This window comes from Fibrobacter sp. (assembly GCA_024398965.1).
In the GTDB taxonomy this organism is placed as follows: Bacteria; Fibrobacterota; Fibrobacteria; order Fibrobacterales; family Fibrobacteraceae; genus Fibrobacter.
Genome location: JAKSIF010000052.1, coordinates 1 through 14,262, shown reverse-complemented (window position 1 = coordinate 14,262; position 14,262 = coordinate 1). Strand labels below are relative to the sequence as shown.

The window sequence follows — 14,262 nt, the reverse complement described above, 5'->3', positions numbered from 1 at the left end:
CCCCTGCAGCACCCGCCATATTGGACTGGCCAAAGGCAATGTAGATGTGGAAATTTGGATCGGGCGCAGCACTCGCCAAAGTGGCCGCCGCAGCCAAGGACAAAATCAATTTTTTCATATTGGTACCCATACAACCCTAAGATACCCTTTTACGCGACCAAAATGCCCATATATATGGAACTTCTCCTGGACAAATTATCCACAATGTAGAGTAACGCCAAAAAATGTTTTCTGCAAATTCCTAGCGCCGGCATGGAGGCTACTTCCCTTTATTGAATTCAGCGGCAATTGAATTGCAGAAAGTCTATTCTATATTTAACCCTACACGTTTTTGTCTCAATCGCAAGGATTTTATGGACACCGCCATTTTCAACAGAACAAGACGCCTCGTTGGCGACGAGATTCTCGACAGCATCTTCCAGAAGCGAGTTATCGTCTTTGGCGTTGGCGGTGTTGGCAGCTGGTGCGCCGAAAGCCTTGTCCGTTCCGGCATAAAGCATCTGACAATCGTCGATAGCGACGTAGTGAATGTCACCAATGTCAATCGCCAGCTCATGGCCACCACAAAGACCGTGGGCCAGGTCAAGGTGAACGTACTCCGTGACCGTCTTTTGGAAATCAGCCCCGACGCAGAAATCGATGCCCGCGCGGAACTCTACTCCAAGGAGACTAGCGCCAGCTTCCACCTGGAAGATTACGACTACATCATCGACGCCATAGACAGTCTGGATTGCAAGATGCACCTGTTGCTTGCCGCCACCCGCACAAAGGCCAAGGTATTCTCTTCCATGGGTGCAGCCCTCAAGATGGACCCTACCAAAATCCAGGTGGCAGAATTCTGGGACGTAAAGGGATGCCCGTTGGCAAGGTCCCTTCGCGACAAGTTCAAGAAAAACCAGGTCAAGCCCAGCAAGAAAATCAAGTGCGTCTACAGCGAAGAACTTCTAAAGAACCTCGGCGAAGTCGCCAATGACGACGGAAGCCCCGCGGAATTCCACAAGGTGGCCTACAACGGAACCATGGCACACGCCGTGGCCATATTCGGCTTTACCATTGCAGGCCTTGTGATGCAGGACATTTACAACAAATCCCAGATATAATTATGCAGAACAAGAATCAAGTTTCCGAAAGCAACACCCCCATCAAGGGAAACCCCAAGGCCCTTTTACCCATCGCCGTGTTCCTGGTACTTTACCTGGGCATGGGCATTTCATTCGAATATGTGTTAAAAATTCCCATGGGCTTCTACAACATTCCTATTGTGGCAGCATTCTTGGTGGCCATCTTTGTAGCATGCATTCAGAATCGCAAGTTGAATTTCGACAAGAAGATGAACGTGATGGCAGGGGCCATCGGCGACCGCAATATCTTCCTTATGATCCTGGTGTTTTTGTGCGCCGGCATTTTCGCAGGAATCCTGGGACGTTCTAGTGCAAGTGCGGCAGCCTACTTGCTTTTGGATTTCATTCCCGCGCAGTTTGCGGTGGTTGTACTTTTCGTGGTGGCTGCCTTCGTTTCTACCGCCATGGGAACATCTGTAGGCACTATTGCGGTTGTAACGCCTATTGCCATTGAGGTTGCGGGGGCCGCAGGATTCGGCATTCCCTTCTGTGTGGCTTCCGTCATTGGAGGCGCCATGTTCGGCGACAACCTTTCGTTTATCTCTGACACCACCATTGCAGCAACTTCCACACAGGGCGTCGCCATGAGGGAAAAATTCAAGGTGAACTTCGGGATAGCCCTTCCCGCGGCAATTGCAGCCATCGTGATTATTGCGGCAATCTCCTTCGCCACCGATGCCCATGCGGTCGACGCCGCAGACTACAACCTGGTACAGCTTATTCCCTATGTCTTGGTTCTTGCCCTGGCACTGACCGGCATTAACGTTTTCACCGTCTTGCTGGTGGGCATCGTAGCCGCAGCCGTCGTCATGGTAGGCAGTGGCGAACTGGATTTCGTTGGCCTGCTGGGCCACATCGGCAACGGTATTTCCGGCATGTACGAAACCATTATGGTAGCGGTTCTTGTAAGCGCCCTTTGCGGCCTCATCCGCATTCACGGCGGGTTTGCTGCATTGCTGGATTTCATCCACAAGGTTTTCAAAGGTCATAAGAGCGGCCAGCTGGGCGTAGGCCTTCTGGTAAGCGCCATGGACGTAGCCACCGCAAACAATACCGTGGCAATCGTGATGGCAGCTCCCATCGCCAAGCAGATGAGCGACGAATACAGAATCTCCCCGCAAAAGACCGCTTCGCTGCTGGACATTTTCGGATGCATCGTGCAGGGCCTGCTGCCCTATGGCGCCCAGATGCTGGTAGCCCTTTCCGCGGTAGCAGCCGCAGCTGCTGCGCAGTCCGCCGAAGGTGTCGCAGGTTCCGTCGCCCAGCAGGTCAATGTCAGCGCCTTCGACATTATTCCCTACATGTTCTACCCCTTCCTGCTTCTGATCAGCGTACTGGCATTCATCGCCATCTCGCCCAAGAGAAAGAAGAAGTAAAATAGGTTTCATCCTCAGTAAAACCGATTTAAAGGCAACAAAAAAAAGAAAAGCTTCTTACAAAAGCAGCCTTAATAATTATATTTTCCTCGGGATTGGTGTGTTCGCACACTAATTTGAGGATGTTTGATGAAACACATTATTGGTTCGCTTACCCTGGCGATGTGCATGAGTGCATTCGCCGCAAGCACCGTTGGTCCCGTTAGTCAATACGGCCAACTTATTACCGGAAAAAATTCTAGCGGCAAGGGCCAAATTTACGGTTCCTGTGAAGGCATCAAGGACGGCAAGGAAGTTCAGGTACGTGGCATGAGCCTTTACTGGAGCCTGATTCCCGAATCTGTTGAATACTGGAGCGCCGAAGGTATCTCCTCCATGGTGAAGGACATGAAGATTCAGATTGTCCGTGCAGCCATGGCAACCGGCGATGAATACTGGAATTCCTCCTGGGAAGGCCACAAGTTGCAGGGCTACCAGAACGACGCCGAATTCCAAAAGAAATTGATGAACACTGTAGTGCAGGCAGCCATCGATAACGACATCTATGTGATTATCGACTGGCACTCCCACGTAGCCAACACCCAGACCGAAAGCGCCAAGCAGTTCTTTAGCGAAATGGCCCAGAAGTGGGGAAAGTACGACAACGTGATTTTCGAAGTGTTCAACGAACCGCAGGATATTTCCTGGGACGTGATCAAGGGCTACGCCAACGAGGTTGTCAAGGAAATCCGCAAGTATTCCGACAACCTTATTCTTGTAGGTAACCGCAAATGGGACCAGAATCCTAGCGATGCCATCGGCAGTGAAGTCTCCGGCGGAAACATTGCCTACACAATGCACTACTACGCCAATTCCCATTGCTACGAAGGTAACCACAAGAACTTCGCCGACCACAATGGACAAACATGGGATGAAGATTGCGAAGGCACCAAGACCGTCAAGGCAATGAACGCCGGTCTTTCCGTTTTCGTTTCTGAATGGGGCACAGGCAACTCCGACGGTAAGGGAACTCCCGGCCCCAACAATGCAGGCTGGCAGACCTTCCTGAATACCCACAAGCTTTCCTGGGCCAACTGGAGCGCAAGCCACTTTGACGAAGGTACCGCAGCATTCGCTGGCGGCTCCAGCAAGACTTCCCTAAAGTATTCCACATCTGGTAACTTGGTGAAGGGCTACCTGTCCACCAATCCTACCAGCTATACCAAGTGCTCAACCACCCCGTCTGTAAATCCGGGCAACAACCAGTCTTCCAGCTCTGTTCAGCAGCCTGCATCCAGCAGCTCCGTGAACCCCGTTGCATCCTCTAGCAGCGTGATGCCCAATGTGTCTTCCAGCAGCCAGCAGCAGGGCAGCTCCAGCAGTGTGGCAGCTTCCAGCGATTCTCAGCAGGGCAGTTCTTGCGAAGGCCAGTGCTACGACAAGTTCACCGGCAAGTGCGTTGCCTACCACAGTGGTCTTACCGCAACAGACGGCAGCAGCTACGCCTATGACAACACCTGCAAATTGAACATCTATTATGACGCAGGCTCCGGCTTCTTCGATGGTCCGGGAATCGAACCCAGCTCTAGCTCCATCGGCATTCCGGAAATTTCCTCCAGCTCCACTGACATTCCGGGCAACACTCCGGAATCAAGCAGCTCTACGAACGCATTGAAGAATTTTGCAAACGCAAACTTCAGTGCAAGCGTTCACGGCAAGATGTTGCAAGTCTCAGGCGCCACCGTCAATGTGGACGTCTTCGACATGCAGGGCCGCCCCATGATGAGCCTCCGCAATGTCAGCGGCACTGCATCCCTTGCAGCACTTTCCAACGGTAACTACATCGTACGAATCAACGCTGCATCCAAGAGCATTGTAAAGCACATTACCTTGAAGTAATAAATTTCAGGCGTTTCTCGCTAGGACGAAAATTAAACAGGTCGGTACTCTTAGGAGCGCCGACCGTTTTTTTTTGATTCAAATAATACGCGAGCCTATTTCTTCTTAGCCTTTTTCTTGGCGGCCTTGACATCGTTGAGGGCGGCCTTTAGGGCCTCACGCTTGGCAGCTTCCTCTTCGGGAGTAGGCTTTGTATCTTCAAGCAGGCGGTCGGCCCATTCGTCCCAGAACTTGCAGCGTTCGCCATCGAGCTTCATCTTGGCGAACTTAACCGGTTCCGTTTCTACAGCCAGCGTCACCACGGATTCCTTGTAAGCCTGCGGCAGGCCAGAAACCTGGGACATACGCTGCTTGAGCTGGGCCACGGTAGCGTCGAGAATGTCAACCTCAAAACGCCTTTCGATGTAACGGCGGGCAATGACGCCCACACCCATAAAGTAGCTGGCCTGATCGCCCATGGCCAGATAGTTCTTACCTCGAAGTTCCTTGAGGGCAAGCACAGCCTCTTCGTAAGGCGGCAGCTGGGGAGCGGCCCCCTGCTTGCGGAACTTCTTATGCAAAAGCCATCCGATGACAACTAGCAGAAGCGCCCCCACAACGCCGAACACAACGTACAGCCACTGAGGCAGACGGGGGTCCGCCATAGGTTCCTCTACATCCAGAATATCGTCTTCTTCGCCGGTGGTACGGTTAGCGACCTTCACTGCCACAGGGTCCGTATTGGTCTTCACGGTATCCGCTCCGACTACGGCAAGCACCTGCTGGGGTGCAATCATGAAGTCGCCACTGACAAACGTATTGAGTGTTGCCTGCCAGGTAAATTTCGCGGTTCCCTTGGGCATCCCTTCGGTAATACGTTCGTTCTTCATCTCCTTCACTTCGAAGCTGCCGAGGTTACCCACAAAGCTGGGCAAATCCACAATGGCGTTTTCGGGAGCAGTCACGGCAATTTCATAATTGAACATGTCGCCGATAAAAACCTGGGCGTTATCCACATTGGCCTTGACACTTACATCAAAGGCGAAGGCGGACATGCTAAAGGCAAGTGCACAAACGACAATACGATCAATAAGCTTCTGGTTCATAAAAATCCCTTTTTACACACAGGAATATACAAAATTTGAATGCCGGAGACTCGCCCACTGACACTCATCCCTTTTTTTGTGTCCTTCATCAAAACGTCCCTTTTTCGCACTGGGAAAGTCCCATGAAGATTCTATATTTCGCACCGTTAATTTATGCTAAAGATTCGTCGACATTTCGCCTGGGCAATAACCGCCCTGATGCTGCTTTCCAGCAGTGTTTTTGCCGACGAAAAAACGGCTGCGCCCAGTTCGGAAACCGCACCCGAAGAAAATCCTCTTCTGATTACAACGGACCATGGGTTAACCTTTATCGGAATCGTTCTCGCCCATAAGGCCCTACGCAACTCCAAGGCATACCATAACTGGCCCTTCTTGGCCTTTGCCATGCCGGCCGCCTGGAACTCCGCCGTCAACTTCCAGAAGGACATCAACAAGCTTGTGACCTTCAAGGGAACAACCGGCGGTGCCTTCAGCTTTGCCGGCCTAAACCTTTCCGCCGAAGCTAACTTTGAACTGATCCACCTGCTGGAATTCGGTATCCAGGGAACCCTGGGATCCGCCTTCAACTACGGCGATGCAGCCACCTTCATGGGCGTCTTCGATCCCGAAGAAAGGGACTACAGCCAGGACGTCTTCATGACGGAATTTACCTACGGCGTAAAGTACAAGGCAAGCTTGACCATTCCCCTGATGGTTTTCCTGCCCAAGTCCGACTGGACCAAGATTATCCTGAAACCTAACGCCAGCCTGACATACAACGCCTATACAGGTGCCGAAGACGGTGAAGTCTGGAAGGCCGGCGCAGAAAATTCCGTCAACGGGTTCAAGTACAGCTACGGCGGCGTACTGATCTACATTCTTCCCTTTGAGCGGGTGCCCATGGCCATGGTATCTGCAAACGTCAGCGGGTTCAAGCACGCCTACGACTTCGACAAGGCCTACAAGGATTACGATCCTGGATTCGTATCCGTAAGCATCACGCCCATGCTCTCCATCAAGATTGCAGAAAAGTGGAACAGCATGCTCATGGCAAGCTTCACCAGGGATAGGCTCTACGAAAAATACCGCTACGAACCTACCGAAGAAATCCTGCAGAAGAGAATCGGCTCCGAGTGGAACGCAAAGACAATCATCTGGACATTTACCAGAAAGTTCTAATCTAGGAGCTTTAAAAAACGGAACGTAAACAAGTTCCAAACTTATAGACCGCGAACATCAATATATGTCGCGGCATTTTTATTGGAATCATTTTATTAGAACAATTATTTTCCGAGAAGTTTGATGCGGCGCATCAAGGCCGTGGGATGCTCGCGGTACATCAGCGCGAAGAACCTGGAGTAGACAATCTCGCACTCCACCAGGTTGCGCATGGCTTCCTTGGTCTTCTGCCTACCAACCTGCTTGAAGGCATAATGGTCCGCCTCGTATTCCTGAGTCCAGCAGTACCAATGGAAGAAAATCCTGAAGGGGATTGCCGCCAGGTGAAGCCACAAAACAGCAAGTAGCAAGGGCTGTCCGCAGCGATTCAGCATGAAGGTGAAGAACCAGAGGGCAAGTATCAAGAACACGATCTTCACCAGATTGCGAAGAACGCCGTGGTGCAAATCCCGATGGCCGAATTCATGTGCCTTCACGAAGTCGCATTCGGCGGGAGCCTTGCGACTTTCGGGCAGAGGCACGATGTCGTTTACAAGAGGAATCAGTCGAAGTACAGCAAAGGCGCCACCCCGAAGCTGGGTAATCCGGCGCTCGCGAATTTCCACGAGCAAGCGGAAAGCCAGTTCTGCAACGAGAAGGACTGTCAGCAAAACGCCATCAGACATTGTCGGACTTGACCGTCTTCAAGAAGGTGCTGAGCCTACGGAGTTTTTCCTCGACGCGGGACTTCTCCCACTCAGTAAATCCCTTGTCCACAGGATGAGCGTCATCGTAGTCATCAAAGATTTCGCGGCCGCGGGCATTGTCCTTATCAAGGCCGTGGCTCACACGTTCAAACCATTCCCTTTCAAGAAGGCGATAGCGCTTGACCAGGTCGTCAAAGGTCTCAGGGCAAGGCACCACGCGAACGATATCCTTGTTCGATTCCGTTGTCACCATACGGCGCAGTTCCTTCACAGGCTGGCTCTGCAGGCTATTGTCATTCACTACCAGAGTAATGATGCTTTCCAGGACATAACGTTCAAGATATTCCGCATAGGTATGCAGCGCCTGCTGACGCACACGTTCACGCAAGAAGTTTTCGCCAAGGCCGTCGATATGTTCCTTGGTGTAGACGTCACGAATGGTATCTACCTGGAGCCTGCTGTAGGCATCATAAACCAGGCGCACAATCTCGGGACTGAAAATGCTATAGAAACTTGCAGGAACAATTCCCTTACCGCGGACAGAATACTTGTAGGCGTTACGGTCCAGGGCGTAGGCATTGCGGGCGTAGTTCCAGCCGGGCACAATTTCGTTCAGGCGGGCAGGAACGCCAATCAGCTGCGGGTCACCCGGACGCACCAGCGAGAAGGGGAACTTGAGACGCTGGGGCAATGTGGTAAGTCCGCTGGCAATCAAGGTGAAAGGAGATTCGCGATAGTTGGCCGGAAACTTGATGTTCACGCCAAGGCCAAAGAACATTCCCTGCCCGGGCATGACTTCCTGGTCCGGCATGCGTCCCGTGTGGTTACTACCTACGTTGGCGCCATAGCCGAGGTTACCGCAACCATCGGGCCACAGAGCTGCAATCAACAGTGAGTGATGGTGCATCTGGGTCATGGGGCCCATGTAGGAACTGTTGACCTCGCCTTCCTCGATATGGCAGCAGGGCGCAATAATGGAAGACTTGATAATAGCCTTGCACCCCACCTTGGTACGGTGCATCAGTACAGAGCCCTGGACTTCCGCTCCAGTATGGATGGTCACGCCCGTCTGCACATTGGAATTCTCAATAATGACGGAATCGTAAATGTGGCTGGGCTCCTCCAGGGAACTCATGATAATGGAGTTACGAATCTTGGCGGCCCCTTCCACGCGGGCATGGGCGCCAATCCAGGAATTTCGAATGATGTTGGTATTGGAAACCACGGCGCCCTTTCCAACGATACCGAAAGGCAAGGCAGTCTCTTCACGGAAGGATTTCAACTGCTCGGCAAAGGATGCACAGACCTCGGCATCCGCCTTATGGAAAAGCTGGACGTCCACAAGTTCCGTTGTCAATTCCGGAAAAACCAGCACGGAACGGCCACCCATTTCGTTACCGACGTTAACAGACGTGCCCACCATGTAGTTGATCTTGCCGGAGCTAACCAGGGAGCCCACGTTCTGGACCACGGCGCTACTACGAACCAGCACATTGCTGAGCATGGCCACACGATGAATCAGGGCGTTCTCGATAATGCAATTATGGACAAGACTGTCGTAGATGCCTGTAGGAAAGCTAACGTCACCCGGCAACAGGAGCGTTCCAAAGAAGCGGGGCAGATAGACCTCGCCTGCAAAGGTGGAACGGCGGATTCGCATAGGGTCGAATTCCTGCTCCACCAGAACCTTGGCCCAGGACTCGGAGCGGTTACCGTTCTGCTCCAGAATCTGGATTTCCGTTTCGGTAAGGGGACGATATTTTGCCGTGGCGGCCTTGATGGTCTTGAAGTTTTCGGCGGCAGTGGCAAAAACACTATTCTTAAGGACTTTTTTCAATTTCAACAGTCGTTGCATGTTACAAAAATAGTCTAAATTTGAGCCACAATGAAAGAGTTGCTTTTTAATTTGATTGGAAAACACAAGTACGATATTTCCATCTACACAGAGGAAATATTTGAACGTCGTTGCCAGGAAGAGATTATTCGCAGTGACGAAGACCTCAGTTCCTTCGTGTATATCGAATTTGACTTCGAGTCCCTTAAAAAGCAGCTGGTTACCGAAGAAGCCTACGCCCAGTTCTGGGAAGTATTCATGGCTTCGCTCCATAAGAGCAACCGCGGTAGCGACATTATCGGTTTTCTGGAACATAATGCAGGCCTCGGCATGCTCCTGCTGGATTCCCAGCTCCAGGGCTGGAACCGAGTAAAGGGCCGCATTGTGCAGATGGGTCATAACATGGATTTCCCCCAGATTGAAAACATCCTGGACAAAAACATCAAGCCCATCATCTACCCAGCCTGTATCCAGGACACAGCCATTTCCCAAACAAACGCGTAACAGGGCCTTTCGATGGCATCCAAATCCGTACAGAAGGTCCTTGTCATCGGGTCCGTGTACCCACGCTTCCATGAAGATGCGGAAGTGCCTTGGCTCCGTGCGTCTGTCGCGCATTTGCGTGCCGCCGGTGTGGACGTCCAGGTATTGGCCCCCACATACAAGGGCCTGAAGAGCCATGAAATCGACGGCGTAAAAGTGAACCGCTTTCGCTACGCCCCCAAGGACTGGGAAATGCTGACCCACGAGGAAGGCGCCCCCAGCAAGATGGCTTCGAAACCCTGGCTGCAGCTTTTGGCAATTCCCTACATCATCAACGGTTTTTTCCAGTGCATTAGACTGTGCCGCAAATGGAAGCCCGACGTGATTCACGCCCACTGGCCGTTCCCCCATGCGTTCATTGCGCTTGGCGCCGCAAAGCTTTTTAGAATTCCGCTGGTACTGAATTTCCATGGGGCGGAACTGCTCTTGATTCGCAAGAAGAAATGGGTGAAACCGTTCCTCAAGTTCGCTATCAGCCAGGCCCAGGCCGTGTTTGCAAACAGCAGCTTTACCGCAAGCAAGATCAAGGCACTGCGCAATGTGGAAGTGGAATGGAGCCCCTATGGAACCACATTGGGAAGCTGCGCTTCCAATGACGAATTACAAAGTACGAATTACAAGAAAATCTCTGAACGAAACAACATAGACTGCACCACGTGTCATCCTGAGCGAAATACCGCAGGCTGCACCACGTGTCATCCTGAGCGAAATGCCGCAGGCATGGAGTCGAAGGATCTAGCATCACAGATGCATCCCGTCAACGGCAAGTTCAAGATTCTCTTCGTAGGCCGCCACATCGAACGCAAGGGCATCTGCTACCTGATTGAAGCCGCCAAGTACCTGCCCGCCGACCAGTTCGAAATCCGAATCGTTGGCGTAGGCGACCTGACCGAAGAACTGAAACAGCAGGCACATGAATTAGGCTCGAGGCTCGAGGTTCCAGGTTCCAAGCGCGAGGTTCAAGGCGTGAGGGATGCACAGCATACTGAGTGTCATCCTGAGCGAAATGCCGCGGGCATGGAGTCGAAGGATCTCGGCCCCTGCGACATCATCTTTACCGGCAAGCTTTCGCCGGAAGCCCTAGAAGCCGAGTACCGTAACGCCAACGTCTTTACGCTGCCCGCCATCGTCGATAGCAAGGGCGATACAGAAGGCCTGGGCGTCGTACTTATTGAGGCCATGGAACTGAACCTGCCCATCGTTGCAAGTAACGTGGGCGGCATCCCCGACGTGGTTGTAGACAACGTAAGCGGCCTGCTTGTTCCCGAAAAGAATCCCGAGGCCTTGGCAGACGCCTTCAAGCGCCTAGCCGCCGACCCCGCCCTCGTAGCGATCCTTCTCGCAGGCTCCCGCAAACGCATCCAGGATTGCTTCACCTGGGACGGCATTATAGAACGCCAGATTGCAGTCTACAACAAAGTCTGCAAGAAATAAAAACATTGCGAGCTGGTCAAAAATTTTGACCACCTTAAACCGCCTTGAAAACAAAAAACTCGTCGGCAGAACCGGCGAGCTTTTCATTTATTCGTCGCAGTATATCGCGACGCTTATGCGATACACGCTATGTTTGTGCAAAAGATTTTAGGAACCGCTCTTTTCCAGATCCTTGTTGGTCATGGCGCAGACGCAGGAGTCGGACCAGACGTTTTCTGCAGTTTCCACCATGTCGATGATGGCATACAGCGGAAGGATCACACCCATGACGCCGATGTTTGCGTTCATGCCCACCATAAGGGAAAGGGTCAGGAAGTAGCAGCCCATAGGCACGCCTGCGTTACCCACGGCACTCACCACAGAAATCAGGACCCACACCAGCATGGTGCCGATGGAGAGTTCCACACCGCTGTTCTGCATCACGAAAAGGCTGGTGACCAGAATGAAGGCAGCGCAACCGTTCATGTTGATGGTGGTGCAGATGGGGAGCACAAAGCGGGACACTTCAGGATTCACCTTCAGGTTGTCTTCGGCAGACTGCATAGTCACAGGCAGAGTTGCAGCGGAGCTCTTGGTGAAGAAAGCCATCATCACCGCGGGGCTCATCTTCTTAAGAACATGGAGCGGATTCAGGCCGCGGGCAATGAGGAACAAAGGCAGCACAATGCAGAACTGGAGAACGTTTCCGCCCATGACCACAGCCAGATACTTACCCATGGAACCCACCACAACGCCAGCGCTCACCTGTGCGGAAAGCTGGGCTGCAAAAGCCACAATGCCAAGAGGCAAAGCCCAGACCAAGGCACGGATCAAGGTGAACAGCAATTCACGAAGACCAAGGATCGCCTTCATCAAGGTGGACTTGTTTTCGGAATCCGGCATAAAGGCAAGGCCAAGGCCCACAGCAGCGGCCACCATCAAAATACCAAGCACATTACCGCTAAGGAAGGGCTGCACCACATTGTTGGGCACCACGCTCAGGAAATGATCGTAGTAGCTCATGGCGCTCAAGTTCTGGGGAACTTCGGCAGCACCACCGCTCACTACATCCAGGGGCAAGTTACCCGGCGCAATCACCAGGTAAAGGCCAAGGCCCACCAGGGCAGAAGCCACGGTAGTCAGCAAGGTGTAAATGATGGTTCGGCCAAAAATGCGGCCAGTGTTCTTCTTGACACCGAGAGCAGAAAGGGTGGTCATCAAAGCGAGAGCGATGGTGGGAACCGCCACAAACTGGAAAAGGCGAGTGTAGACAGAAGCGATGAAGTTGATCAGGTTGGTGAGACCTTCGCACTTGATGAGGCCCAGAAGGGCGCCAACGACGAGAGCCACGATCCAAATGATAATCTGCTTCTTCGGAAATGATTTTACTTTAGGAGTTGTCATTGTTTCCTCTTATAATAAGACGCAGCCAATGGCGGCCGCAACCACAATCATTTTGATAGGACTAATTTTAATTTTAAAAGGTCCAACCGTAAAGCCCTTGGTCAGGACAAAAGTCAAAACAAACAGCGAAATGCTCACTGCGAAATGGAAAGTGTCATTGGGATCGCCACCCATGGGCTTTCCAAAAAATTCCGTGAAAGGATTTCCGAAGTTTTCGGCAGTCATGAGCATCAAGGTGGCTGCAAGCAAAAGTCCCACCACCGTGGGGCGCAAACCCTTGAAAACGGATTGCACTGCAGGATGATTCATATGCTTCATAAAGAAACGGCTAATGAGGAGCATCAAAATCAGGGAGGGCAGCACCACGGAGAAGGTGGCAACGCAACTTCCCAAAACGCAAACCCAGGGCTCTGCCCCAGAATTCTGCAAGGCGGTGTAGCCAGCGTAAGTGGCGGAGTTAATGCCGATAGGGCCCGGAGTCATCTGGCTAATAGCCACAATGTCCGTAAAGTCGGCAGCGCTCATCCAACTGTGATTATAAACCACTTCGCGCTGGATCAGCGAAAGCATGCCATAGCCGCCGCCAAATCCAAAAAGACCAATCTGGAAGAAAGTATGGAACAGCTGGAGGAAAATCATTTTTTACCTCCGCTGCGGCCCACAAGGTAGCCGCCGACGCCTGCGGCCAGGATAATCAAAATCGGGGACACTCCCATGAGCCAAATCAGGAGCGCACTTGCAATAGGAATCCAGAAGGTAAAGCGATTCAGCTTCGCTTTCTTCGCTAGGTTAAAGGTGGGCACCGCAATCAGCGCCACCACTGCGGGGCGAATTCCACGGAACGCCGCCGCTACCATCTGGTTGTCCTTGAACTGATGGAAGAAAAGCGCAATCAGCAAAATGATGACGAAGGACGGCAACGCCGTGCCCACACAGCACACCAAGGCGCCTTTCGTGCGGCGCAAACGATACCCGATAAAGATGGCGATATTCACCGCGAAAATTCCCGGACAACTTTGGGCAATGGCCAGCAAGTCCGTAAACTCCTCCTTGCCAATCCATTTTTTCTTCTCGATGATTTCCGCCTCGATCAGCGGGATCATGGCGTAGCCCCCGCCAATAGTAAACAACCCAATCTTGAAGAACGTCAAGAAAGCATCAAGATAAATGTTGCGGAATTTTTCGGGCATGCGCCAAATTTAGCAAAACTAAAGCCCGCGCAAGTATTCTTCCACGTTCAAGTAATTAATACCGTCAATCCCCTGCGAAACACCGCGGTAAATCACGTTCTTGCTTACAATGGTGCCGTAGCGGAACTCCGTATCGCGGCACTTCTTTGCATCCTTCAAGTGGCGATACTGCTCTTTTGCCACGATTTCGGAATGCTTGATTTCATAGATTTCGCAGGTCGCACTTTCAGAATTTACAACAACCATGTCGAACTCGCCAACCGCAAACTGCAACTTAAAAACATGGCAATCAGGTCGCGCCATTCTGGTCTCGAGCAACACGATTTCTTCCATCATGCGGCCCTTGATTTCATTGAGAATGCGTTCCGCAATGGACTTACGTTCCACAAAGGAGCAGCTACGAAAGGCATCGTCCTGCAAAAGGGAATCTATCAGCGCCTTCGCCTGGGCATAACGCAAACCAGGTTGTGAAATAGTCGTCAATCGCTCCCGTTGATTGAAATTCCCGAAGTTTTCCACATCAATGTCAACCGTCAAATCCAGCAAGTCAAGGTATTCACGAATTTCCCGTACA

13 protein-coding genes are annotated in these 14,262 nt (G+C 52.0%); 6 read left to right on the top strand and 7 right to left on the bottom strand.

The window, feature by feature from the left end:
* Positions 1–353 precede the first annotated feature (353 nt).
* From MJZ26_12995 to MJZ26_12985, 3 genes are all read left to right on the top strand, one after another.
* Positions 354–1,100 carry a tRNA threonylcarbamoyladenosine dehydratase gene (locus MJZ26_12995; protein MCQ2106696.1) on the top strand — a complete coding sequence of 249 codons (747 nt, stop codon included), beginning with the start codon at positions 354–356 and terminating at the stop codon, positions 1,098–1,100.
* 2 nt (positions 1,101–1,102) lie between these two features.
* Positions 1,103–2,497 (top strand): Na+/H+ antiporter NhaC family protein, encoded by a 1,395-nt coding sequence (locus tag MJZ26_12990; protein ID MCQ2106695.1) that lies wholly within the window; start codon positions 1,103–1,105, stop codon positions 2,495–2,497.
* A gap of 129 nt (positions 2,498–2,626) precedes the next feature.
* Positions 2,627–4,375: a cellulase family glycosylhydrolase gene (locus tag MJZ26_12985; protein MCQ2106694.1), complete on the top strand. Its 1,749-nt coding sequence runs from the start codon at positions 2,627–2,629 to the stop codon at positions 4,373–4,375.
* Positions 4,376–4,470: 95 nt separating this feature from the next.
* On the opposite strand, the gene MJZ26_12980 is transcribed toward MJZ26_12985, so the two are convergent.
* Positions 4,471–5,460, bottom strand: a complete 990-nt coding sequence (locus MJZ26_12980) for a hypothetical protein (protein ID MCQ2106693.1) — start codon at positions 5,458–5,460, stop codon at positions 4,471–4,473.
* Positions 5,461–5,613: 153 nt separating this feature from the next.
* Here MJZ26_12980 and MJZ26_12975 point away from each other — a divergent pair, with 153 nt between their 5' ends.
* Entirely contained in the window at positions 5,614–6,618 is a 1,005-nt protein-coding gene (locus tag MJZ26_12975; GenBank protein ID MCQ2106692.1) for a hypothetical protein, read from the top strand.
* Positions 6,619–6,722: 104 nt separating this feature from the next.
* Here MJZ26_12975 and MJZ26_12970 read toward each other — a convergent pair whose 3' ends face one another.
* Entirely contained in the window at positions 6,723–7,283 is a 561-nt protein-coding gene (locus tag MJZ26_12970) for a M48 family metalloprotease (GenBank protein ID MCQ2106691.1), read from the bottom strand.
* On the bottom strand, positions 7,276–9,141 hold the full coding sequence (locus tag MJZ26_12965; protein MCQ2106690.1) for a DUF4954 family protein: 1,866 nt from the start codon (positions 9,139–9,141) through the stop codon (positions 7,276–7,278). The genes MJZ26_12970 and MJZ26_12965 overlap by 8 nt, the downstream gene beginning before the upstream one ends.
* A gap of 48 nt (positions 9,142–9,189) precedes the next feature.
* Here MJZ26_12965 and MJZ26_12960 point away from each other — a divergent pair, with 48 nt between their 5' ends.
* Together MJZ26_12960 and MJZ26_12955 are read left to right on the top strand one after the other, a co-directional pair.
* Positions 9,190–9,642: a hypothetical protein gene (locus MJZ26_12960; protein ID MCQ2106689.1), complete on the top strand. Its 453-nt coding sequence runs from the start codon at positions 9,190–9,192 to the stop codon at positions 9,640–9,642.
* Between the two features lie 12 nt (positions 9,643–9,654).
* Positions 9,655–11,115 carry a glycosyltransferase gene (locus MJZ26_12955; GenBank protein ID MCQ2106688.1) on the top strand — a complete coding sequence of 487 codons (1,461 nt, stop codon included), beginning with the start codon at positions 9,655–9,657 and terminating at the stop codon, positions 11,113–11,115.
* Positions 11,116–11,262: 147 nt separating this feature from the next.
* Here the strand turns inward: MJZ26_12955 and MJZ26_12950 are convergent, their stop codons facing one another.
* The 4 genes from MJZ26_12950 to MJZ26_12935 all read right to left on the bottom strand — a co-directional run.
* Entirely contained in the window at positions 11,263–12,498 is a 1,236-nt protein-coding gene (locus MJZ26_12950; GenBank protein MCQ2106687.1) for a dicarboxylate/amino acid:cation symporter, read from the bottom strand.
* Positions 12,499–12,507: 9 nt separating this feature from the next.
* Complete coding sequence (locus tag MJZ26_12945; GenBank protein ID MCQ2106686.1) at positions 12,508–13,137, bottom strand: chromate transporter; 630 nt, start codon at positions 13,135–13,137, stop codon at positions 12,508–12,510.
* Positions 13,134–13,688 (bottom strand): chromate transporter, encoded by a 555-nt coding sequence (locus MJZ26_12940; protein MCQ2106685.1) that lies wholly within the window; start codon positions 13,686–13,688, stop codon positions 13,134–13,136. Before MJZ26_12940 ends, MJZ26_12945 begins: the two co-directional genes overlap by 4 nt.
* An 18-nt stretch (positions 13,689–13,706) precedes the next feature.
* Positions 13,707–14,262: ATP-binding protein (locus MJZ26_12935; GenBank protein ID MCQ2106684.1), on the bottom strand; the 556-nt coding region annotated here is incomplete at its 5' end.

Coding starts and splice junctions, on each gene's coding strand:
- MJZ26_12995 (MCQ2106696.1), top strand. CDS start 354: ATGGACACCGCCATTTTCAACAGAACAAGACGCCTCGTTGGCGACGAG.
- MJZ26_12990 (MCQ2106695.1), top strand. CDS start 1,103: ATGCAGAACAAGAATCAAGTTTCCGAAAGCAACACCCCCATCAAGGGA.
- MJZ26_12985 (MCQ2106694.1), top strand. CDS start 2,627: ATGAAACACATTATTGGTTCGCTTACCCTGGCGATGTGCATGAGTGCA.
- MJZ26_12980 (MCQ2106693.1), bottom strand. CDS start 5,460: ATGAACCAGAAGCTTATTGATCGTATTGTCGTTTGTGCACTTGCCTTT.
- MJZ26_12975 (MCQ2106692.1), top strand. CDS start 5,614: ATGCTAAAGATTCGTCGACATTTCGCCTGGGCAATAACCGCCCTGATG.
- MJZ26_12970 (MCQ2106691.1), bottom strand. CDS start 7,283: ATGTCTGATGGCGTTTTGCTGACAGTCCTTCTCGTTGCAGAACTGGCT.
- MJZ26_12960 (MCQ2106689.1), top strand. CDS start 9,190: ATGAAAGAGTTGCTTTTTAATTTGATTGGAAAACACAAGTACGATATT.
- MJZ26_12955 (MCQ2106688.1), top strand. CDS start 9,655: ATGGCATCCAAATCCGTACAGAAGGTCCTTGTCATCGGGTCCGTGTAC.
- MJZ26_12950 (MCQ2106687.1), bottom strand. CDS start 12,498: ATGACAACTCCTAAAGTAAAATCATTTCCGAAGAAGCAGATTATCATT.
- MJZ26_12945 (MCQ2106686.1), bottom strand. CDS start 13,137: ATGATTTTCCTCCAGCTGTTCCATACTTTCTTCCAGATTGGTCTTTTT.
- MJZ26_12940 (MCQ2106685.1), bottom strand. CDS start 13,688: ATGCCCGAAAAATTCCGCAACATTTATCTTGATGCTTTCTTGACGTTC.